Genomic DNA, 20262 nt, shown 5'->3' with positions numbered 1-20262 from the left:
ACCGCGGCCAGCCGCAGCAGGCCCTCACGACCGATTATCGGCGCCCGCTCACTGTCCAGACCATCCATATGTGCAGTGTGACTGGGCGATGGAGCGCACCTTCTCCTGGCTCACCGCCCACCGCCGCCTCGCGCGGGACTACGAGACCAGCCCGGCCCGCTCAGAGACCATGATCCGGTGGGCGATGATCGGCACCATGGTTCGTCGCCTCACCCGAGGTTGCCCGGCCAAACGGCCAGGACCACGGCGCCTTCGGCGGACAGGCCCGTAGTAGATGACAGGCAGTTGCAACGCGTCAGGAATTCTGGACGGCGCCTACGAACCGCTCGACCTTGCTCCGCAGATCTGCCGAGAGGCCGGAGAGGCCGCCGACAATGAAGGTCAGTTGCCCTGCAAGCTCCGGATAGGTGCTCCAGACAGCTGGGTTCCTGGTCAGGACCGCGCGCAGCAGGTCGCCCTCGTACATGTCGCCTTCAGCCAGCGGGTTGTCACGAAGCACCTCCACCGCGAGCGGAAGAAGCACCGGCAGCCCAATGTCCTGCCCGATCAGCAGGCGCAGGTCCTCAACGGTCAGAGTCCCGACCGGCCGACTCCACAGAGCATGCGCCGTCGCAATGAGATAGGTGGCGTCGGGCGAGGGCGCCTGCCAGCGATCACGTTCAATCTCCTCAAGGGACCGACCACGGTCGATAGATACAGTCACCAGACGATTCTCTCGTGAATGCGTGTGGTCGGGTAGCCGGAGACCATCGCTACTCCCCGGCTACCCGACCACAACGCGAGATCTCAAACACGGTCTGAGCGGAAAATTACGCCCTCGACGGAGCCTCCCCGGGTGGCCACGGCCGCTTCCAGGGCATCGATGACCAGGTCGGCGCGCATGCGCTCGGCCATGGAGTAGCCCACCACCCGCCGCGAGTGGATGTCGATGACCTTCGCCAAATACATCCGGTCCTCGCCGACCGGCACATGGGTGATGTCACCGCACCAGTGCACATCCGGCCGTGGGGCGGTGACATCCCGTTCCAGTGGATCAGGGGCCTTCGGCGCCCGTGCATCCTGTACCGGCGTCCACTTCCCCTTGCCCAGGTGACGGCCGGAGGTCCCGGCCGCCCACGTCAGCCTCGCAACCTTTTACGGTTCACCGCAGGACCGGATTCCCGTAGCTCGCAGGTAATCCGCGGTACTCCACAGGCACCCATCACTCCAGCCACTCGATCTCCCACTGGGACGACTCCACGAAGGCTTCGAGTTCCTCCCGGTTTTCCACCCAGTAGTCACCCCCGTCGGTCGGAGCAGTCAGGTCGTCGACGATGAAAGTATAGTACCCGCCGGTGACATTGGAGTCATCGTGAAGTTTCACAAAGTAACCCTCATAAAACCCCGCGAGGATGCGCCCTTGTTTCTCCAGTTCAATTTTCAGCATCCGACTATTCTGACACCCGAACGAGAGGGATATGATTATTCGCCAGATACTTTTTCCCGGTCTCGTCGAACATTTCGAGGTGCACGTGCGGGATGTGAAGCCAGTGACCGCCGGCGAGTGATTGCGGATCGATGCGGAATCCTCGGCGCCCGTCAGCGCTTTTCCCTACGCCCCTTCCGCGACTGACGTCGGTCGCTCCTTCACCCAGGAAGGCCATACCCGTAGCCATGGCGTCCTCCATGGTGATCGAGTACTGACTGACGATGCTGGACTTCCGCTCGTGCGCCACGATGTCAACGTTGGCCTCAGCGACCGATTGTGTTTCCTCGATGATTTCGGTGCGGACGGTGCCGCAGTTGTGTACGAGGACCGGGGCGGCCCTCGCCGGCACATAGTACGTATGGGCATCGCCGACGGTGAGGTTGTGGACCGTTGCCCCGGGGCTGGTCCGGCGTTCGACCGCGCTGATCTGGACGTGGGTGCCGGCGCTGGTGCGAAGCCACTGGCCCGACTTCAGGTCGGTGGCGTCGATCCATTCACCGAGTTCGGGGCCCCAGAAGGGACGGCCGTCGGTCGCGGTGACCTGGGCGGTCTCGGTGCCCTTCTCGCCGCCCGTGTCGAGGGTGACCTTGACCAGGTGCTTCAGGCCCTCGCCCTTGATCTCGGCGGTGACCGTCTCGATGCGCCACTCGCCGGCGGGCACCGGCCGTCCTCCGAAAGGACACAGTCGAACCGGCCCCGCTCGCAAGGAGGTGGGCCTCGACCGTCCGTCCGGACCTCGGCGTGACCGCGGCGGGGAGCCCCGGTCAGGTGCGGGAGATCCGCGAGGACGCGTGAGACGGGCGGCGGCAGAGCGAGGCCCCATTGACAGAACTCGGGCAAGATCACACAATCGTCACCATGACCACGTACTGGTTCGTCAGGATGTCAGGGGCGCCGCGCGTCCCGGATCGAACCGGCTGCGAGCGCTCCGGCCGATAGCCGGCCGCACCCTCTGGCCCCGGCCCGGCACTTCGCCCCGCCCGTGCCCCCCCCGTCTTCCCTGCCGACGACCCCGCACAGCCCCTTTCCCGGGCCGTCCCGGCACTCCCGCACACCCACCCCACTCCCGCGCACCCGCGTACGGCGGGTGCGCTCCTCGGCGTCCACGACGCCGGGACGGTCCGTGCCCCGACACGGCCGGCCCGTCCGCATCCGCGACCCGTTCGACCCCCGTTTGTAGAGGAAGGACGCCCCATGACCGTCACTGACACCGCGCCGGCCGTCACCCTGCGTGAGGCACGTATCCCCGGAGACGGCGTCTACGAAGGACGGCGCATCCTGCACCGTGTGCCCGAGGGGTGGGAGGAACGGCCCTACGAGCTGTTCGAGGTCGAGCCGCAGGCGCGCACGATCGGCGCCGAGATCAGCGGAGTCGACCTGTCCCTCCCGCTCGGCCCCGAACTGCGCGCCGAACTCCACCGGGCCCTGCTGGAGTGGAAGGTGCTGTTCTTCCGGGCCCAGCACCTCGCCCCCGACCGGCAGCGCGCCTTCGCACGCCACTGGGGCGAACTGGAGACCAACCCGCTGCTCGCCGCCGGTTCCAGCGAGGACGTCGTCCGCTTCGACAAGGGCAGCGGGTCCACTCCGACGTTCGAGAACATCTGGCACGCCGACGTCACCTTCCGCGAACGGCCGGCGCTCGGTGCCGTCCTCCAGTTGCGCGAGGTGCCGCCGGCCGGCGGCGACACCCTGTGGGCCGACATGGCCGCCGCCTACGACAACCTCCCGCAGGACGTGAAGGACCGCATCGACGGTGCCCGCGCCGTGCACGACTTCATCCCCGGTTTCGCGCGCTTCTACGGGCCCGAACGGCTCGCGCCGCACCAGGAGCACTTCCCGCCCGTGGAACACCCCGTCGTGCGCAGACACCCCGACACCGGGCGGCGCATGCTGTTCGTGAACGCCTCCTTCACCACCCGGATCACCGGCATGTCCCGTGAGGAGAGCGACCGGCTGCTGCGTTACCTCTTCCAGCAGGCGCACATCCCCGAGTACCAGGTCCGTTTCCGCTGGCAGCCCGGTGACGTGGCGTTCTGGGACAACCGGGCCACCCAGCACTACGCGGTCAACGACTACGGCACCCACCGCCGGGTCGCCGAACGCGTCGCCATCGCGGGCGACCGCCCCTTCTGACCCTCCGGCACACGGCCGTGCGGGGCCCGGGCCCCGCACGGCCGACGGGGGCCGGCCCGCCACGATCCCTGATGGCGTCCCGCTCTGCGGTGCAGGGAATCCGAAGGTGGCGTCGCGGGTCGGAGCCGGTCGTGCCGCTCGGCGGGAGGGAGACCGAGCGACCCGGCAGGGCGGTGTACCGGGCGTGCCTCGCCCGGGGCGGCCGGCTACTCGCGCGGGCGGTCCTCCGTGACCGCTCCGGGGGAGTGCGGCCTCACGGCGTGTCACCCCCTCCCGGAGCACTCGCCCACGCCCCGGGGGGCGACACACCGCCCCAAAAGCGTGAGCACTTTGGCCACCACTGTCCTGATGCCGCTCATTCGAGCGCTTAAGTGACACATGTCCGCCGACTGCTCACGCTTTTCCGTACGGCACCCGTCTCCGGCCCCGCGGTGCCGGGGCCGCGGAGACCTCCTGCACCCCACACCGGTGAGAACGTCAAAGCACCGAGTCACCACCTCGGGCACAACGATCCGGGGTGCACGCTCCGGGGCTGCACGCACCTCACGCCGAGCAGCGACGCGCGGGCCCGCACTGCCGTGGACGGCCTGCACGAGGGCCTCGTTCCGGGGTCGGACGGCCCGGAGACGGCCCGGCGGGGGGAGACGCCACGGGGCCGACGGTCCATGACCGTCGGCCCCGTGCGCCGTTGCAGCGGGAAACCCGCTCCGACCTGCTACTACAGCACCGGCAGCAGGTTCTTCAGTTCGAAGACGGTGACCTCGGAGCGGTACGCCTCCCATTCCTGGCGCTTGTTGCGCAGGAAGAAGTCGAAGACGTGTTCGCCCAGGGTCTCGGCGACCAGGTCGCTGCGTTCCATCAGGGCGAGGGACTCGCCGAGGTTCTGCGGGAGGGGTTGGATGCCGAGGGCGCGGCGTTCGGCGTCGGAGAGGGCCCAGACGTCGTCCTCGGCGCCGGGCGGGAGTTCGTAGCCCTCCTCGACGCCCTTCAGGCCGGCGGCCAGGAGGAGCGCGTAGGTCAGGTACGGGTTGGCGCCGGAGTCGATCGAGCGGACCTCGACGCGGGCGGAGCCGGTCTTGCCGGGCTTGTACATGGGGACGCGCACCAGGGCCGAGCGGTTGTTGTGGCCCCAGCAGATGTAGGAGGGGGCCTCGCCGCCCGCGCCCGCGGTGCGCTCGGAGCCGCCCCAGATGCGCTTGTAGGAGTTGACCCACTGGTTGGTGACCGCGGAGACCTCCGCCGCGTGCCGCAGCAGGCCCGCGATGAAAGAGCGGCCGACCTTGGAGAGCTGGTACTCGGCGCCCGACTCGTAGAACGCGTTGCGGTCGCCCTCGAAGAGGGACAGGTGGGTGTGCATGCCGCTGCCCGGGTACTCCGAGAACGGCTTCGGCATGAACGTGGCCTGCACGCCCTGCTCCAGCGCCACCTGCTTCATGACCAGGCGGAACGTCATGATGTTGTCGGCCGTGGACAGCGCGTCCGCGTAGCGCAGGTCGATCTCCTGCTGGCCGGGGGCGCCCTCGTGGTGGGAGAACTCCACCGAGATGCCCATCGACTCCAGCATGGTGATCGCCTGCCGGCGGAAGTCCATGCCCACGTTGTGCGGGGTGTGGTCGAAGTAGCCGGAGTTGTCCGCCGGGGTCGGGCGGCTGCCGTCGACCGGCTTGTCCTTCAGCAGGAAGAACTCGATCTCCGGGTGGGTGTAGAAGGTGAAACCCTGGTCGGAGGCGCGGGCCAGCGCACGCTTGAGGACGTAGCGCGGGTCGGCGAAGGACGGTGAGCCGTCCGGCATCAGGATGTCGCAGAACATCCGGGCCGTGCCGGGGGCCTCGGCGCGCCACGGCAGGACCTGGAAGGTCGACGGGTCCGGCTTGGCGATCATGTCGGACTCGTACACCCGGGCGAAGCCCTCGATGGCGGAACCGTCGAAGCCGATGCCCTCGTCGAACGCCTGCTCCAGTTCGGCCGGGGCCACGGCCACGGACTTCAGGAAGCCCAGCACGTCCGTGAACCACAGCCGCACGAACCGGATGTCGCGTTCCTCCAACGTCCGGAGCACGAACTCCTGCTGCTTGTCCATCTTCCGTTTCCCCATCCTTGCCGGTCAGGCCGCCAGTCTCTCCCGCGCCGGGTGGCCCTCCTCGGGCGGCGATCGGGCACTCGGGTCATCCCACCACATCCGGGTTTCGCCCGTGTTGCCGACCTTGATCGTTCCACGGGTCCCGGCCGCGCGTACGTACACGGCTCAATGCCTCGTCCGTGCCGGACGCATGGCCCTGCACATCACCTTGCGTATCACCCTGCGGCCTGTCCGGCCCACTGTCCATCCTGCCCTCACGGACCGGCGTGCGTAACGGCAGGAGCGGGCCCTCCTCCGGATTCCTCTTGTACACGGCCCCCCTGGCGGCCCGACACCCACCCCCCCCTTTAATTGGTATTTCAGATGCAAGTTTTAATAGGTGGCACAGACAGTCGAGAAGGCAGTCGAGAACGAGGAGACCTGATGCTGTCCGAGCAGTCCGCCGCCACCGTCCGCGCCACACTTCCCGCCGTCGGCGGGGCCCTCGGTGAGATAACCGAGCGGTTCTACGCCGGGATGTTCGAGGCCCGCCCCGAACTGCTGCGCGACCTGTTCAACCGCGGCAACCAGGCCGCCGGCACCCAGCGCGAGGCCCTCGCCGGGTCCATCGCGGCCTTCGCCACGCACCTGCTGGCGCACCCCGACACCCGGCCCGACGCGATGCTGGGGCGCATCGCCCACAAGCACGCCTCGCTCGGCATCGCCCCGGACCAGTACGCGATCGTCCACGAGCACCTGTTCGCCGCGATCGTGGAGGTCCTGGGCGAGGCCGTCACACCCGAGGTCGCGGCCGCCTGGGAGGAGGTCTACTGGCTGATGGCGAACGCCCTCATCGCCATCGAGAAGCGGCTCTACGAGGAGCAGGGCGGGCCCGGCTGGCGGGAGTGGGAGGTCGTCGAGCGGGTCACCGAGACCGCCGACGTCGTCTCCTTCCGGCTGCGCCCCGCCGACGGGGGCCCGGTGCGGGACTTCCACCCGGGCCAGTACGTCTCCGTCCGCGTCGCCCTGGACGACGGCGCCCGGCAGATCCGCCAGTACAGCCTCTCCGGCGCGCCCGGCCCCGACGAGCGGCAGTTCAGCGTCAAGCGCGTGCACGACGACGCCGGAACGCCCGAGGGCGAGGTCTCCGGCCACCTGTACGCCCGTGTGCGGGCCGGCGACGTCCTGGAGCTGTCCGAGGCATACGGCGACCTCGTCCTCGCCACCGAACCCGCCGCCCCCCTGCTGCTCGCCTCCGCGGGCATCGGCGTGACCCCGATGACCGCGATGCTGGCCCACCTCGCCGACCACGGCTACGCCGCCCCCGTCACCGTCGTGCACGGCGACCGCTCCCCCGCCGACCACGCCCTGCGCGGGGACCACGAGACGTACGCGGCGAAGCTGCCGGACGCGGCGGTGCACCTCTTCTACGAGCGGGACGCCCCGGCCGGCGCGTCCACCGGCTACGTCGACCTCACCGGCGTACCGGTCGCGTCGGGCACGCGCGCGTACCTGTGCGGTCCACTGCCGTTCATGCGGACGGTGCGGGAGCAGCTGATCGGCAAGGGCGTCGCGCCGGCCGACATCCACTACGAGGTGTTCGGCCCGGACCTCTGGCTGGCCAAGCAGGACTGAGCGCGCCCCGCACGGCCGCGGCTCGCACGGCCGCACCCCGCCACGGCTGCGGCTGCGGCTGCGGCTGCGGCTGCGGCTGCGGCTAAAGCCGCGGTGTGCGGGCGATCTCCAGCAGCAGCGGGCCCGTCGGGCCCGCGCTGATGTCCGCCACGGTGAGCGGGTCCAGTGAGGTGAAGAACGCCTCCTGGGCCCGCCGCAGTGCGCCGCGCAGCCGGCAGGCGGAGCGGAGCGGGCAGGGCGTGCCCGTTCCGGACGCGGACGCGCCCTCGCAGTCGACGACGTCGCCCTCGCCCTCGAAGGCGCGCACCAGGGCGCCCACCGAGGCCGTACGGCCCCGCTCCGTGAGGGTGAGGCCGCCGCCGCGGCCGCGGCGGGCCGTGAGCAGTTCCATGTGCTGGAGTTCGGCGACGACCTTCGCGGCATGGGTGTACGGCACGTCCATGGCCTCGGCGACATCGCGCGTCGTCGGGTTGGTCTTCTCTTCGGCCACGGCCAGGCGCATCAGGACCCGCAGGGCCAGGTCGGTGGAGCGCAGCAGCCTCATACCGGGCAGCGTAGGTAATACGCATCCCGCATTCAAATTTCCCGGCCCGCGATGCTCCGGGGTCCACCACGCCCGCCGCCCCCATAGCGTCGAATTGACGATTACACTGGGCCGCGTGCCTCAACTTCGTCTCGCTCTGAATCAGATCGACTCGCGGGTCGGCGACCTCGCCGGCAACGCCGACACGATCGTCCGCCGGACCCGGCACTGTGCCGAGCAGGGAGCCCACCTCGTGGCGTTCCCGGAGATGGCGCTGACCGGGTACCCCGTCGAGGACCTCGCGCTGAGGTCGTCCTTCGTGGAGGCCTCCCGCAAGGCCCTGCGCTCCCTCGCCGCGCGGCTCGCCGAGGAGGGCTTCGGGGAACTGCCCGTGCTCGTCGGCTATCTCGACCGCAGCGCCACCGAACAGCCGAAGTACGGCCAGCCCGCGGGCGCCCCGCGCAATGCCGCGGCCGTGCTGTACGGCGGCGAGGTCGTGCTGGGCTTCGCCAAGCACCATCTGCCGAACTACGGCGTCTTCGACGAGTTCCGGTACTTCGTGCCCGGCGAGACGCTGCCCGTCCTGCGGCTGCACGGCGTGGACGTCGCCCTCGCCATCTGCGAGGACCTGTGGCAGGACGGCGGCCGGGTCCCGGCCGCGCGGTCGGCGAGGGCCGGGCTGCTGCTCTCCGTCAACGCCTCGCCGTACGAGCGGGAGAAGGACGACACCCGGCTCGAACTGGTCCGCAGGCGCGCCCGGGAGGCCGGCTGCACGACCGCGTACCTCGCGATGACCGGCGGTCAGGACGAACTGGTCTTCGACGGGGACTCCATCGTCGTCGACCGTGACGGTGACGTCGTGGCGCGCGCGCCGCAGTTCACCGAGGAGTGCGTGGTGCTCGACCTCGATCTCCCGGCGGCCGCCGCGGACGCTCCCCCGGCCGGCGAGGTGGTCGACGACGGGCTGCGGATCGACCGCGTCGTCCTCTCCGAGGCACCGCTGCCCGCGTACCCGCCGGAGCGGCCCGGGACCCGCGTGCAGCCCCTCGACGACGACGAGGAGGTGTACTCGGCGCTGGTCGTGGGGCTGCGGGCGTACATCGGGAAGAACGGGTTCGAGTCGGTGCTGCTCGGTCTGTCCGGCGGGATCGACTCGGCGCTCGTCGCCGCGATCGCCTGCGACGCGGTGGGCGCGGAGAACGTCCACTGCGTGGCCATGCCGTCGAAGTACTCCTCGGACCACTCCAGGGGCGACGCGGCGGAGCTGGCACGGCGGACCGGGCTGAACTTCCGGACCGTCTCCATCGAGCCGATGTTCGACGCCTACATGGGGGCGCTGGGGCTGTCCGGGCTGGCGGAGGAGAACCTGCAGTCCCGGCTGCGCGGGACGATGCTCATGGCGATCTCCAACCAGGAGGGACACATCGTCCTGGCGCCGGGCAACAAGTCGGAGCTGGCGGTCGGTTACTCGACGCTGTACGGGGACTCGGTGGGGGCGTACGGGCCCATCAAGGACGTCTACAAGACGTCGGTGTTCCGGCTGGCGGAATGGCGCAACCGCTCCGCGGCGGCGCGCGGCGAGACCCCGCCCATCCCCGAGAACTCGATCACGAAGCCGCCGAGCGCGGAACTGAGGCCGGGCCAGGTCGACACGGACTCGCTGCCGGACTACCCCGTCCTCGACGCGATCCTCGAGCTGTACGTGGACCGGGACCGGGGCGCGGACGAGATCGTCGCCGCCGGGTTCGACGCGGACCTGGTGAAGAAGACGCTGCGGATGGTCGACCGGGCCGAGTACAAGCGGCGGCAGTACCCGCCGGGTACGAAGATCTCCCCGAAGGGCTTCGGCAAGGACCGCCGGCTGCCGATCACGAGCGGCTGGCGGGAGTAGGGCCTTCCGTCGGGCGAGGAGGGCCGGGGCGGCCCCGGGATTCCGTTCCCGGGGCCGCCCTCACGTCTCAGTCGCCCGGCGTCTCAGTCGCCCGGCGTCGCGAGCTTCACCCGGGCCGCGATGGGGAGATGGTCGCTCGCCGTCGCGGGGAGCGACCACGAGCTCTCCGGTTCCGCGCCCTTGACCATGATCTGGTCGATCCGCGCCATCGGGAACGCCGCCGGCCAGCTGAAGCCGAAGCCGTCGCCCGCCGCGCCCTGGGCCGACCGCATCTGGGAGGTGACGGCGTTCAGGGCGCGGTCGTTCATCGTGCCGTTCAGGTCGCCGAGCAGAACGACGTTCTCCAGGGGCTCCCTTGTGATGGCCGCGCCCAGGGCGTCGGCGCTCTTGTCCCGCTGACGGGCGGTGAAGCCGGCCTCCATCTTCACCCGTACGGAGGGGAGATGGGCGACGTACACGGCGACCTGCGCCTCGGGCGTCGCCACCGTGGCCCGCATCGCGCGCTTCCAGCCGAGGCGTATGTCGACGGCCGCCACGTCGCTCAGCGGGTACTTGCTCCACAGTCCGACGGTGCCGACCACCGCGTGGTGCTTGTACGTCGACGCCAGCGCCTCCCGGTACGTCGGGACCGCCGACGCCTTCAGCTCCTCCAGGGCCAGGACGTCCGCCCCCGAGGCCGCGACGCCGCGGGCGGTGCCGGACGGGTCGGGGTTCTGGGCGTTGACGTTGTGCGTGGCCACCATGAGGTCGCCGCCGGAGCCGGTCCGGTCGATGAGCAGGCCGCCGAAGAGGTTCAGCCAGACGACCATGGGCAGCAGCAGCGCGATCAGCGCGGTGGCCGACCTGCGGATGAGAGCCGACACCAGCAGCACCGGGACGGCCAGCCCCAGCCACGGCAGGAACGTCTCGAGCAGACTGCCCAGGTTGCCGACCACGTTGGGGATCCGGGCGTGGGCGCCCATGACCAGGGCGATCAGCACCGCGCACACGGCCAGGATCACGCCCCGGCGCCAGATACGGCGGTCCCCGCGCCAGCCTCTGGTCAGGCGGTCCCACAGGCGCCGGATCCCGGCTGTCCGGCGTTGCTCGGGCCCTGAGCCGCCGTCGTCCTTCTCCGTCATGTACGCCTGCTGCGCCATACCGTTGCCTCACACCTTGCCGTGCACACCGTCGCCCCCGCGTGCGTAGACCATAGGGGATGATCGGCGCCCTTCCCGCCGTCCGTCGACGGCCGTACGGAGGCGAGGACGAACGGAACCGCTCCGGGAGTTCCAGGCGGGATCGGGGAAAGCGCGCTCTGTGACGAAACGCGCACAATGTGGCGGCCGGGAGTCACGGGACCCGGGAGTCACGGGGCGGGGCGCAGGCCCTGGAGCAGGGTGTCGACGACCTGTTCGGCGAGTCCGTCCGGCAGATCGGCGTCGGGGCGCAGGAGCGTGCGGACGAGCAGGGGGCCGACGACGATGTCGTTCAGCAGCTCGAGGTCGACGTCGGCGCGGAGTTCGCCGTTCTCCCTGCCGCGGCGCAGCACCTCCAGGCCGAGTCTGCGGCGCGGCAGGACGACGGTGTTGTGGTACGCGGCCCAGATCTTCGGGCTGCTCTTCATCTGGGCGTGGACGTTGTGCAGGATCACCGAGGCCCTGCTGGCGAGGCCGCGCCGGCGCAGGGACTCCAGCAGGGCGACGAGGTCGTCGCGCATGGAGGTACCGGGGAGTTCGGGGTCGCCGGGTTCGGCGGCGCGCAGGACGTCGACGAAGAGTTCCTCCTTGCCGCTCCAGCGGCGGTAGATGGTGGCCTTGCCGACGCCGGCGGTGCGGGCGATCCGCTCGATGGACAGCTCCGCGAGGGGCACACCGTCCTCCAGGAGCTTCATCGCACCCTCGATGATGGCCCGTTCGACGGCCTCGCTGCGGGGGCGGCCGCGCGCGGGGCCGCCCGGCCGGGGGACGGGCCCGGAACTTGGGCCGGAGCCGGAACTTGGGCCGGGGTCGGTGGTGCCGGTGGTGCCGGGGTCGGCGAGGCTCACGTCGCTGTGTCCTTTCCGTGGGCTGGGCCGATTCTCCCCTGCCCGATTCCCGCGTCCGCCTCCCTCTCCTCAGTCCCGCCTCTTCGTCACGTCCTTCGTCCCCGTCGCGTCCGCCGCTCCCGTCGCTCCCGTCGGCACCAATTCCTCGTCCCTTCCGTCCCCTCCGGGCTCCGGGCTCCGGCCGGGCAGGAACAGGGCGACGACGATCGCGCCGAGCACCGCGACGCCCGCGCTGCACAGTGCCGTGATGTGCATGGCGTGCAGGAAGGCGTCGTTGGCCGGACCGACCAGGGCGTCACCGCGTGGCCCGAGCCGGGCCGCGGCGCCCAGGGTGGCCTCGATGGACTCGCCGGCGGCGTGCCGTACGCCCGGCGGCAGCAGGACGAGCTTGTCCTCGATGTGCGTGCGGTACGCGGTGGACAGCACCGAGCCGAGGATGGCGACGCCGAAGGCGCCACCGACCTGACGGAAGGTGTTGCTGAGCGCGGAGGCCGAACCCGCCTTCTCCCGCGGCAGCGCCTGCATGATCACGACGCTGACCGGCGTCATGACGTTCGCCATCGCGGTACCCATCAGGAAGAAGATCACCTCGAGGATCCAGATCGGCGTGTCCGCGTCCAGGACGGCGAACGCGGCCAGCGTCGCCGCGAGCAGCAGCATGCCGCCGGTGGTGGTCGCCCTGTTGCCGAAACGGTCCACCAGCAGCCGGGCCCGCGGCGCGAAGATCATTTGCGCGGCGGCCAGCGGCAGCAGCAGCAGACCGGTTTCCAGCGGCGAGTACCCGCGCACGCTCTGGGTGTAGAAGACGGCGAAGAACATCACGCCCAACAGTGCGAAGAAGACCAGCGCGATCGCGGTGATCGAGGCCGAGAAGACCTTGTTGCTGAAGTACGCCATGTCGATCGACGGATGGGTGCTGCGCTTCTCGAGCACCACGAACGCGACGAGGACGGCGAGCCCGGCGCCGATGGCCGACAGCGCCGTGGCGTCGGTGAAGTCGGCGAGCTGGCCGCCCTTGATGATGCCGTAGACCAGCAGCACCAGGCCGGCCACGGACAGGAAGACGCCGACGGGGTCGATCCGGCCGGGGTCCGGGTCGCGGGAGTCCGGCACCAGCGACAGCATCAGGGCGAGGGCGATCAGCACGATCGGCACGTTGATGAGGAAGACCGAGCCCCACCAGAAGTGGTCCAGGAGCACTCCGCCGGTGACCGGGCCGATGGCGATGGCGAGGCCCACACCACCCGCCCAGATGCCGATGGCCTTCGGCTGCTCGTCCCGTTCGAAGACGTTCATCAGCACGGCCAGAGTCGCCGGCATGACGAAGGCGGCACCCAGACCCATCACCGCGCGGAAGCCGATCAGCTCCGCCGGGGAGCCGGAGAACGCGGCGAGCGCCGAGCCCATGCCGAACACCGCGAGGCCCCCGAGCAGCACTTTCTTACGGCCGAGCCGGTCGCCCAGCAGGCCCGCCGTGAACAGCAGGCCCGCGAAGACGAGCGTGTAGGCGTTGATCGCCCACTCCAGCTCGCTCTGTGTGGCACCCAGGCCGGTGGGGGCGGGCGTGGAGATCGTCTTGATGGCGACGTTCAGGATCGAGTTGTCCAGGACGACGATCAGCAGGCTCAGGATCAGCACACCGAGGATCACCCAGCGGCGCCGGTGCACGTGTTCCGGTATGCGGCGGTCGGGGGCGGCGGCGGGGGAAGTCATACGGCCACCGTAGAACCGTTTCGAAACGGCACCGTCTCGTATCGGAATTCCTTTGCCGAGACCTTGCCGGGGTATTGCGCCGCCTTTCGGTGGAGACCATCCTCTGGCACCGACTCCCGCGAGGTGCCACCATGGAGGCGATCCGGGGACGCCGTCAGGGCGCCTCGAGATGATGTGTTAGGAGCCGTTGCCATGACGCAGCTTTCGGCTGCCCCGACGGGCAAGTCCGTCCCCTCCGACGGCAGCAAAGCGCTGTACGGGGGCAAGGGCACACGCCGTATCACCGTCCGCGACATCACCCTCGCCAAGGAACGCGGCGAGAAGTGGCCCATGCTCACCGCCTACGACGCGATGACCGCGTCCGTCTTCGACGAGGCCGGCATCCCGGTCATGCTCGTCGGCGACTCCGCGGGCAACTGCCACCTCGGGTACGAGACGACCGTCCCCGTCACCCTCGACGAGATGAGCATGCTGTCCGCGGCCGTGGTCCGCGGCACCGGCCGCGCCCTGATCGTCGCCGACCTGCCCTTCGGCTCGTACCAGGAGGGGCCGGTGCAGGCGCTGCGCTCGGCGACCCGGCTGGTCAAGGAGGCCGGGGTCGGCGCCGTCAAGCTGGAGGGCGGCGAGCGCTCGCACCGGCAGATCGAGCTGCTGGTCGAGTCCGGCATCCCGGTGATGGCGCACATCGGACTCACCCCGCAGTCCGTGAACGCCATGGGCTACCGCGTCCAGGGGCGCGGTGAGGAGGCCGCGCAGCAGCTGCTGCGGGACGCCAAGGCCGTGCAGGACGCGGGCGCCTTCGCCGTCGTCCTGGAACTGGTGCCGGCCGAGCTGGCCGCCGAGGTGACCCGGACGCTGCACATCCCCACCGTCGGGATCGGCGCGGGGCCTCAGACGGACGCGCAGGTGCTGGTGTGGACCGACATGCTCGGGCTGACCGGCGGCCGGGTACCGAAGTTCGTGAAGCAGTACGCGAACCTGCGTGAGGTCATGGGCGGCGCGGCGAAGGCGTTCGCCGAGGACGTCGTGGGCGGAACGTTCCCGCAGGAGGAGCACTCCGTCCACTGAGCGATCGCAGTCGCTGGAGCAGCGCGATAGCGCTGCCGCTGAGCCAACGCCGCACACGGACGGCCCGCCGACTTCCCCCATCGGCGGGCCGTCCCCCCGCGAGGGCCGGCGTCCCCAGACCCCCGTCGGCCTGGACGGCCTCGTCCTCAAACGCCGGACGGGCTGATAGTGCCGACCACGTCGGAACAGCGCCCCTGCGGCAAACCCTCGGCAGCCTCCCGACAGCCGTCTGTCGGACGGCTGTCGGGGGTTTGTCGGTGGGGGGTGCGAAGGTCGGGGCATGAAGCGAAACGACAACGACTCCGGTGGCGCGGGCAGCGCCGTCACCGTACGGGGGCTGGTCAAGCACTACGGCGAGACCAGGGCACTGGACGGTGTCGATCTGGAGGTGCGCGAAGGCACCGTGATGGGGGTTCTCGGGCCGAACGGCGCCGGCAAGACCACCCTCGTCCGCATTCTCTCCACTCTGCTCGCCCCGACCGCGGGCGAGGCCACCGTCGCCGGGTACGACGTGCTCCGCCAGCCCCGGCAGCTGCGCAGGGTGATCGGGCTGACCGGGCAGTACGCCTCCGTGGACGAGAAGCTCGCCGGCTGGGAGAACCTGTACCTGATAGGCAGGCTGCTCGACCTGTCCCGCAAGGAGGCCCGTGGCCGCGCCGACGAGCTGCTGGAGCGGTTCTCGCTCACCGAGGCGGCCCGGCGTCCGGCGGCCACGTACTCCGGCGGTATGCGGCGCCGGCTGGACCTGGCCGCGTCGATGATCGGCCGGCCCGCGGTGCTGTTCCTCGACGAGCCGACCACGGGACTGGACCCGCGCACCCGCAACGAGGTGTGGGTCGAGGTCAAGCGGCTGGTCGGGGACGGGGTGACCGTGCTGCTGACCACCCAGTACATGGAGGAGGCCGAGCAGCTCGCCTCCGAGCTGACCGTCGTGGACCGGGGCAAGGTCATCGCGAACGGCGGCATCGAGGAGTTGAAGGCCAAGGTCGGCGGCCGCACCCTGCGGATCCGCCCGGCCGATCCGCTCCAGCTGCGCCCGCTCGCCTCCACGCTCGACGAGCTGGGCATCACCGGGCTCGCCACCACCACCGTGGACACCGAGCGGGGCGCCGTCCTGGTTCCGATCCTCAGCGACGAGCAGCTGACCGCGGTGGTCGGCGCCGTCACCGCGCGGGGCCTGACCCTCGCCTCCATCAGTACCGAACTTCCCAGCCTGGACGAGGTGTTCCTGTCGCTCACCGGCCATCGCGCCGGCGCCCCGCAGGACACCATGCCCGCCGAGACCCACGAGGAGGCCGCCGCATGAGCTCCGCGACTTCCGCGAAGACCACGACGCCCACGACACCTACGACACCTACGACGACCGCGACGGCCGACCCCGCTGCGGCCGAGGCGACCGGGGCGGGCAGGGCAGGCGAAGCGGGCGGGCCGGCCGTGGCCTCCCGCGCGAGCGCCGCGGACGGCCGCATTCCGCTGCGTTCCCATCTGCGTCACACCAGCGCCCTGGTCCGCCGCAATCTGCTGTGGATCCGGCAGGACCCGGAGTCGATGTTCGACGCCGTGCTGTTCCCGATCGTGTTCACCCTGCTGTTCGTGTACGTCTTCGGCGGCTCGATCGGGCAGTCGCTGGGCGGCGGGCAGGAGGCGTACGTGCAGTACATCGTGCCCGGCCTGATGGCCATGATGGGCATGAACATGGCCATGGGGGTGGGTACCGGCTTCAACCAGGACTTCAACACGGGTGTCATGGACCGCTTCCGGTCGCTGCCCATCGGCCGGGGCTCGGTGCTGTTCGCCAAGATCGCGGTCGAGGTGCTGCGCATGCTGATCGCCACCGCGATCCTCATGGTCGTCGGTGTCCTGGTCGGCTTCGACATCACCAACTGGCCGGGGCTGTTCGCCGCCGTGGGACTGGCCGTGCTGTTCGGCTCGGCCCTCATGTGGATCTTCATCACATTGGGCGTGGCGATGAAGAACGCGCAGTCGGTGCAGGCGATGGGCTTCCTGGTGCTGATGCCGCTGCAGTTCGGTTCGTCGATCTTCGCGCCGACCCAGTCGATGCCGGGCTGGCTGCAGACCTTCACCGATGTCAACCCGCTGTCCTCGCTGGCCGACGCCGCGCGCGGCCTGATGGTGGGCGGCCCGGTCGCGGACGACCTGTGGCTGACGGTGGCCTGGTCGGTGGGGATCACGGCGGTGATGGCTCCGGTCGCCATCCACAAGTTCCGCACGAAGAGCTGATCCCGCGTCCCCGCGTGTGGGGTCCCCCCGTCCCCGCGTGTGGGGTCCCCCCGTCCCCGCGTGACGGGTCAGACCAGGGTGGCGGCCTCCTCCGGGGAGAGGTGGCCGCCCTCCGCGTACGCGGTCTCGTACGCCGTGTCGCCGAGGGCGTCCCGGGTCCGCCGCTCGGCCAGGTCGCGCACCTCGCGCTCCATGCGCCCGGCGACATGACGGGGTGGCAGCGAGGCGTCGGCGGCGCCGAGACAGCGGGCCGCGTCGCGGGCGCGCCGCCCGCCGTCCACCGTGGCCAGGACCGTGGCGCCCAGGGTCAGATGCGCGGCACGCATGTGGGCGGCCATGGCCAGGGCCAGCGGATTGCCGGACTGCTCGAGCGCCGCGCGGATCGCGACCAGCGCCCGTTCGTCCTGGCCGTCGACGACGTCGAGCCAGCCCTCGGCACCGAGGATGAACGCGTCGAAGACGACGTAGTGCGCGATGAGGAACTCCTCGCGAAGCACGCGCAGTTGGTCCCGGGCCTCGGCGGTGCGCCCGGTCAGACCGAGCCAGCCGGACAGGAAGAGCCGGGCGGCGGGCAGGGCAGGCTCGTGCCTGCCGCCGCCCTGGTCGATGACCTCGCGCAGCAGCCGCTCGCCGCGCTCCTCCTCGCCGGCCTCCAGTAGTACGCCGCCCAGCCGGGCGGTGAGCACGGCCGTCTGGGCGCGGGCGCCGAGGCGTTCGGCGTGCTCGATCGCCGCCTCGTAGTCGGCGGCGGCGAGCGCGCACTCACCGCGGCGCTCGCGTGCCTCGGCGCGCGCGGCCAGGGCCTCGGCGGCGCCCCAGGCGTCGCCGAGACGCCGGTAGATCTCCAGGGCCTCTTCCGCGTCGCGCAGCGCGTCGCCCGCCCAGTCGCTGCGGTTGGCACGGAAGTTGGCTCTCATCTGCAGGTTGGAGGCCAGTTCCCAGTCGAATCCGGGTGTCTGCCGACAGGTGCGGACAGCGTTGTCGACGACCGCGCGCAGGGTGTTCATCTCGCCGGTCAGCATCAGGGCGAACGCCCAGAACGTGCCGGGCGGGCGGCAGGTCTGCGGCTGACCGGGCTCGTAGGTCGCGGCGATGACCCGCAGTCTGTGCTGCGCCTGCGGGGTCATCCAGTCCTCCAGCTCCGTGTCCATGCACGCCATGTGGGACAGGTGCACCCCGCGTCGGGCTTCGGCGAGCATCTCGTCGCTCATCGGCGGCGGGGCGTCGATGCAGCGCTGCCACAAGGAGGGGACGGGGCGTACCGGTTCGGTGAAGGGGTCCGGGCCCAGCGCCATCACCTCACGGCACCAGTTCCGGGCCTCGATCCGCTGGTCGCGCATCTGCCAGTACCAGCTCAGCGACAGTGTCAGGCAGAGCGCCTCCTGCTCGTCGCGGGCGGCGATGGCGTGGCGCAGCGCGGTGCGCAGGTTCTCGTACTCGCGCTCCAGCCTTTCGATGGCGGCCAGTTGGTCCGGGCCGCGCAGCAACGGGTCGGCGATGCGAGCGAGTTCGCGGTAGTAGGTGAGGTGGGCGCGTTCGGCGCCGGTCCGCTGTCCGGCCTCGTCGAGCCGTTCGGAGGCGTACTCGGCGACCGTCTCCAGCAGCCGGTAGCGCATCTCGTCGCCGCCGGCGCGGTCACCCGAAGGGGCTGCCACCACAAGGGATTTGTCCACGAGTGAGCCGAGGGCGTCCAGGACGGCGGGCCCGCACACGGCCTCGGCGGCGGCGAGGCCGCAACCGCCCGCGAAGACGGACAGCCGCCCCAGGACGTCCCGTTCATCGTCGTCGAGCAGGTCCCAGGACCAGTCGACGACGGCCCGCAGGGTCTGCTGGCGGGGCCGGACGGTGCGGCTGCCGGAGGTGAGCAGCCGGAAGCGGTCGTCGAGCCGGTCGGCGATCTGACGCGGAGTCAGCATTCGCAACCGGGCAGCGGCGAGTTCGATGGCGAGGGGCAGCCCGTCGAGCCGGCGGCAGATCTCCGCGCACGCCTCCGGGTCGTCGTCGACGCGGAAGCCGGGGCGGGCGGCGGCCCCGCGGTCGGCGAGCAGCCGCAGCGCGACCGGTTCCGGCAGCGGTTCCACCGGGCGCAGCACCTCCCCCGGAACACCGAGGGGTTCACGGCTGGTGGCGAGCACGGTGAGGTCGGGGCAGCGTTCGAGAAGCGTCTCGACCAGCCGGGCGGCGGCGTCCACGACGTGCTCACAGTTGTCCAGGACGAGCAGCATGCGCCGCCGCCCGCAGTGTTCGGCGAGACGGTCCACGGGGTCGTCACCGCGTTCGGTGGCGGCCCGCATGCCCTCGGCCCCGGCGCCGTACAACACGGTCTCGCGGGCGCCGACGGCGGTGACCACCGCTTCGGGGACACCGGCGGGGTCGTCGACCGGGGCGAGTTCGGCGACCCGGACTCCGTCCCGGGCCGCCCCGTCGCCGTCGCCGTCGCCGTGGTGCGCGGCGGACGCCCGCAGGAGGGCTTCGGCGGCCTCCTGGGACAGCCGGGTCTTCCCGGCGCCGCCGGGGCCGATCAGGGTGACCAGGCGGGCCGAGGCGAGGTCGCCCCGGATGGCCTCGAGGTCGGCCTCCCGGCCGACGAAAGAGGTCAGCCGGGCCCGCAGACCGCCGGGCGGGGACGGGGACGAAGGCAAGGACGGGGGTGAGGGCGGGGTGCCGGTGGGCTTCCGCGCTCCGGGCACCCCCGCCTTCCCGGACCGTGACGGCGATGCCGCTTCGGGTACCAGCAACTCCGCATACAAGGAGCGCAGTTCGGCGCCGGGGTCGGAGCCGAGACGGTCGGCGAGCAGCCGGCGTACGTCCTCGTAGGCGGCCAGCGCCTCGGCGGTGCGGCCGGCGTCCCGCAGGGCGCGCAGCCGCAGTACCTGGAGGGGTTCGTCGAGCGGATGGCTGTCGCACAGGGCGGTCAGCTCGGGCAGCGACCGCTCGACCTCGCCGAGGGCGAGGGCGGCGCCGTGCCGGGCCCGCAGGGCGTCCAGGTGCCGGGCGTCGGCCCGGGCCGCCTCGGCGGTGCGATAGGGCAGATCGGCGAGGGCGGGGCCCCGCCACAGGGCGAGGGCGTCGTCCAGGACGAGGCCCGCCTTGGCCGGATTCCCGTCGGACAGCGCGCGCAGGCCCTCGCCGGCCAGCCGCTCGAACCGGTGCAGGTCGATGTCGTCGGCCGTGGCGGTGAGGCGGTAACCACCGTCGTCGGAGGCCACCGCGTCCGCGCCGAGCGCCCGGCGCAGCCGCCCCACCAGCGCCTGCAGCGCCCCCGTCGCGTCGGCCGGCGGTTCGCCGTCCCACACCTCGTCGACGAGCAGACGTACCGGCACCGTACGGCCGGCCCGCAGCGCGAGCACGGTCAGCAGCGCACGCAGCCGTGCCCCGCCGACCGGGACAGCGGTGCCGTCGGGGCGGAGTGCCTGGGTGGTACCGAGGATGCGATAGCGCACGGGGTCCATTGTCTCTGGTGGGCCGGGGGCGGTCACAGGGTGGGGGCGGGTGGGCGGGTCGT

The 20262-nt window shown here is 71.1% G+C and carries 15 protein-coding genes and 2 pseudogenes; 7 read left to right on the top strand and 10 right to left on the bottom strand.

Features of this window, described 5'->3' with window-relative positions; all coding sequences use genetic code 11:
• Window positions 1-82: 82 nt before the first annotated feature.
• Window positions 83-271, top strand: a pseudogene (locus tag ACFYQA_RS33810) (hypothetical protein); the annotation flags it as partial.
• 24 nt (window positions 272-295) lie between these two features.
• On the opposite strand, the gene ACFYQA_RS33805 reads toward ACFYQA_RS33810, so the two are convergent.
• The 4 genes and pseudogenes from ACFYQA_RS33805 to ACFYQA_RS33790 all read right to left on the bottom strand — a co-directional run.
• Window positions 296-703 carry a contact-dependent growth inhibition system immunity protein gene (locus tag ACFYQA_RS33805; protein WP_388926195.1) on the bottom strand — a complete coding sequence of 136 codons (408 nt, stop codon included), beginning with the start codon at window positions 701-703 and terminating at the stop codon, window positions 296-298.
• An 83-nt stretch (window positions 704-786) separates the two neighbouring features.
• Window positions 787-996, bottom strand: coding sequence for a DDE-type integrase/transposase/recombinase (locus ACFYQA_RS33800; RefSeq protein ID WP_388926192.1), 210 nt, complete (start codon window positions 994-996; stop codon window positions 787-789).
• Between the two features lie 205 nt (window positions 997-1201).
• The gene (locus ACFYQA_RS33795; RefSeq protein WP_388926189.1) at window positions 1202-1426 is read right to left on the bottom strand and encodes a hypothetical protein; all 225 of its coding nucleotides are present in this window, start codon (window positions 1424-1426) and stop codon (window positions 1202-1204) included.
• 349 nt (window positions 1427-1775) lie between these two features.
• A pseudogene (locus ACFYQA_RS33790) lies at window positions 1776-2120 on the bottom strand (polymorphic toxin-type HINT domain-containing protein); the annotation flags it as partial.
• A gap of 542 nt (window positions 2121-2662) precedes the next feature.
• Here ACFYQA_RS33790 and ACFYQA_RS33785 point away from each other — a divergent pair.
• Window positions 2663-3601: a TauD/TfdA dioxygenase family protein gene (locus ACFYQA_RS33785; protein WP_388926187.1), complete on the top strand. Its 939-nt coding sequence runs from the start codon at window positions 2663-2665 to the stop codon at window positions 3599-3601.
• A gap of 718 nt (window positions 3602-4319) precedes the next feature.
• Here ACFYQA_RS33785 and ACFYQA_RS33780 read toward each other — a convergent pair.
• Window positions 4320-5681 (bottom strand): glutamine synthetase family protein, encoded by a 1362-nt coding sequence (locus ACFYQA_RS33780; RefSeq protein WP_388926184.1) that lies wholly within the window; start codon window positions 5679-5681, stop codon window positions 4320-4322.
• A gap of 423 nt (window positions 5682-6104) precedes the next feature.
• Between ACFYQA_RS33780 and ACFYQA_RS33775 the strand changes: the two genes are divergently transcribed.
• Entirely contained in the window at window positions 6105-7295 is a 1191-nt protein-coding gene (locus ACFYQA_RS33775; protein WP_388926181.1) for a globin domain-containing protein, read from the top strand.
• An 82-nt stretch (window positions 7296-7377) separates the two neighbouring features.
• On the opposite strand, the gene ACFYQA_RS33770 is transcribed toward ACFYQA_RS33775, so the two are convergent.
• Window positions 7378-7839, bottom strand: a complete 462-nt coding sequence (locus ACFYQA_RS33770) for an RrF2 family transcriptional regulator (protein WP_388926178.1) — start codon at window positions 7837-7839, stop codon at window positions 7378-7380.
• A gap of 115 nt (window positions 7840-7954) precedes the next feature.
• On the opposite strand from ACFYQA_RS33770, the gene ACFYQA_RS33765 reads away from it, so the two are divergent.
• Window positions 7955-9709, top strand: coding sequence for an NAD+ synthase (locus ACFYQA_RS33765; RefSeq protein ID WP_388926175.1), 1755 nt, complete (start codon window positions 7955-7957; stop codon window positions 9707-9709).
• Between the two features lie 83 nt (window positions 9710-9792).
• On the opposite strand, the gene ACFYQA_RS33760 is transcribed toward ACFYQA_RS33765, so the two are convergent.
• The 3 genes from ACFYQA_RS33760 to ACFYQA_RS33750 form a co-directional block, all read right to left on the bottom strand.
• Window positions 9793-10848 carry an endonuclease/exonuclease/phosphatase family protein gene (locus tag ACFYQA_RS33760; RefSeq protein ID WP_388926172.1) on the bottom strand — a complete coding sequence of 352 codons (1056 nt, stop codon included), beginning with the start codon at window positions 10846-10848 and terminating at the stop codon, window positions 9793-9795.
• A gap of 209 nt (window positions 10849-11057) precedes the next feature.
• Window positions 11058-11735: a TetR/AcrR family transcriptional regulator gene (locus ACFYQA_RS33755; RefSeq protein ID WP_388926169.1), complete on the bottom strand. Its 678-nt coding sequence runs from the start codon at window positions 11733-11735 to the stop codon at window positions 11058-11060.
• Between the two features lie 69 nt (window positions 11736-11804).
• Window positions 11805-13448 (bottom strand): MFS transporter, encoded by a 1644-nt coding sequence (locus ACFYQA_RS33750; RefSeq protein WP_388926166.1) that lies wholly within the window; start codon window positions 13446-13448, stop codon window positions 11805-11807.
• Window positions 13449-13640: 192 nt separating this feature from the next.
• On the opposite strand from ACFYQA_RS33750, the gene panB reads away from it, so the two are divergent.
• The 3 genes from panB (at window position 13641) to ACFYQA_RS33735 (ending at window position 16757) form a co-directional block, all read left to right on the top strand.
• The gene (panB, locus tag ACFYQA_RS33745) at window positions 13641-14516 is read left to right on the top strand and encodes a 3-methyl-2-oxobutanoate hydroxymethyltransferase (RefSeq protein ID WP_388926163.1); all 876 of its coding nucleotides are present in this window, start codon (window positions 13641-13643) and stop codon (window positions 14514-14516) included.
• A gap of 280 nt (window positions 14517-14796) precedes the next feature.
• Window positions 14797-15822, top strand: a complete 1026-nt coding sequence (locus tag ACFYQA_RS33740) for an ATP-binding cassette domain-containing protein (RefSeq protein WP_388926160.1) — start codon at window positions 14797-14799, stop codon at window positions 15820-15822.
• Entirely contained in the window at window positions 15819-16757 is a 939-nt protein-coding gene (locus ACFYQA_RS33735; protein WP_388926157.1) for an ABC transporter permease, read from the top strand. The genes ACFYQA_RS33740 and ACFYQA_RS33735 overlap by 4 nt, the downstream gene beginning before the upstream one ends.
• A 68-nt stretch (window positions 16758-16825) precedes the next feature.
• Here the strand turns inward: ACFYQA_RS33735 and ACFYQA_RS33730 are convergent, their stop codons facing one another.
• Complete coding sequence (locus tag ACFYQA_RS33730; RefSeq protein WP_388926155.1) at window positions 16826-20209, bottom strand: BTAD domain-containing putative transcriptional regulator; 3384 nt, start codon at window positions 20207-20209, stop codon at window positions 16826-16828.
• Window positions 20210-20262: the final 53 nt, after the last annotated feature.

The sequence above is a fragment of the Streptomyces sp. NPDC005774 genome (genome assembly GCF_042871645.1).
GTDB lineage: Bacteria > Actinomycetota > Actinomycetes > Streptomycetales > Streptomycetaceae > Streptomyces > Streptomyces pratens.
The sequence above is the reverse complement of the archived record's forward strand: the minus strand, read 5'-3'. Positions and strand labels throughout refer to the sequence as shown.

What these genes read in the sequence shown, in the direction of transcription:
- ACFYQA_RS33795 (WP_388926189.1), bottom strand. Translation starts at nt 1,426, where the DNA reads ATGCTGAAAATTGAACTGGAGAAACAAGGGCGCATCCTCGCGGGGTTT.
- ACFYQA_RS33785 (WP_388926187.1), top strand. Translation starts at nt 2,663, where the DNA reads ATGACCGTCACTGACACCGCGCCGGCCGTCACCCTGCGTGAGGCACGT.
- ACFYQA_RS33780 (WP_388926184.1), bottom strand. Translation starts at nt 5,681, where the DNA reads ATGGACAAGCAGCAGGAGTTCGTGCTCCGGACGTTGGAGGAACGCGAC.
- ACFYQA_RS33775 (WP_388926181.1), top strand. Translation starts at nt 6,105, where the DNA reads ATGCTGTCCGAGCAGTCCGCCGCCACCGTCCGCGCCACACTTCCCGCC.
- ACFYQA_RS33770 (WP_388926178.1), bottom strand. Translation starts at nt 7,839, where the DNA reads ATGAGGCTGCTGCGCTCCACCGACCTGGCCCTGCGGGTCCTGATGCGC.
- ACFYQA_RS33760 (WP_388926172.1), bottom strand. Translation starts at nt 10,848, where the DNA reads ATGGCGCAGCAGGCGTACATGACGGAGAAGGACGACGGCGGCTCAGGG.
- ACFYQA_RS33750 (WP_388926166.1), bottom strand. Translation starts at nt 13,448, where the DNA reads ATGACTTCCCCCGCCGCCGCCCCCGACCGCCGCATACCGGAACACGTG.
- panB (WP_388926163.1), top strand. Translation starts at nt 13,641, where the DNA reads ATGACGCAGCTTTCGGCTGCCCCGACGGGCAAGTCCGTCCCCTCCGAC.
- ACFYQA_RS33740 (WP_388926160.1), top strand. Translation starts at nt 14,797, where the DNA reads ATGAAGCGAAACGACAACGACTCCGGTGGCGCGGGCAGCGCCGTCACC.
- ACFYQA_RS33735 (WP_388926157.1), top strand. Translation starts at nt 15,819, where the DNA reads ATGAGCTCCGCGACTTCCGCGAAGACCACGACGCCCACGACACCTACG.
- ACFYQA_RS33730 (WP_388926155.1), bottom strand. Translation starts at nt 20,209, where the DNA reads ATGGACCCCGTGCGCTATCGCATCCTCGGTACCACCCAGGCACTCCGC.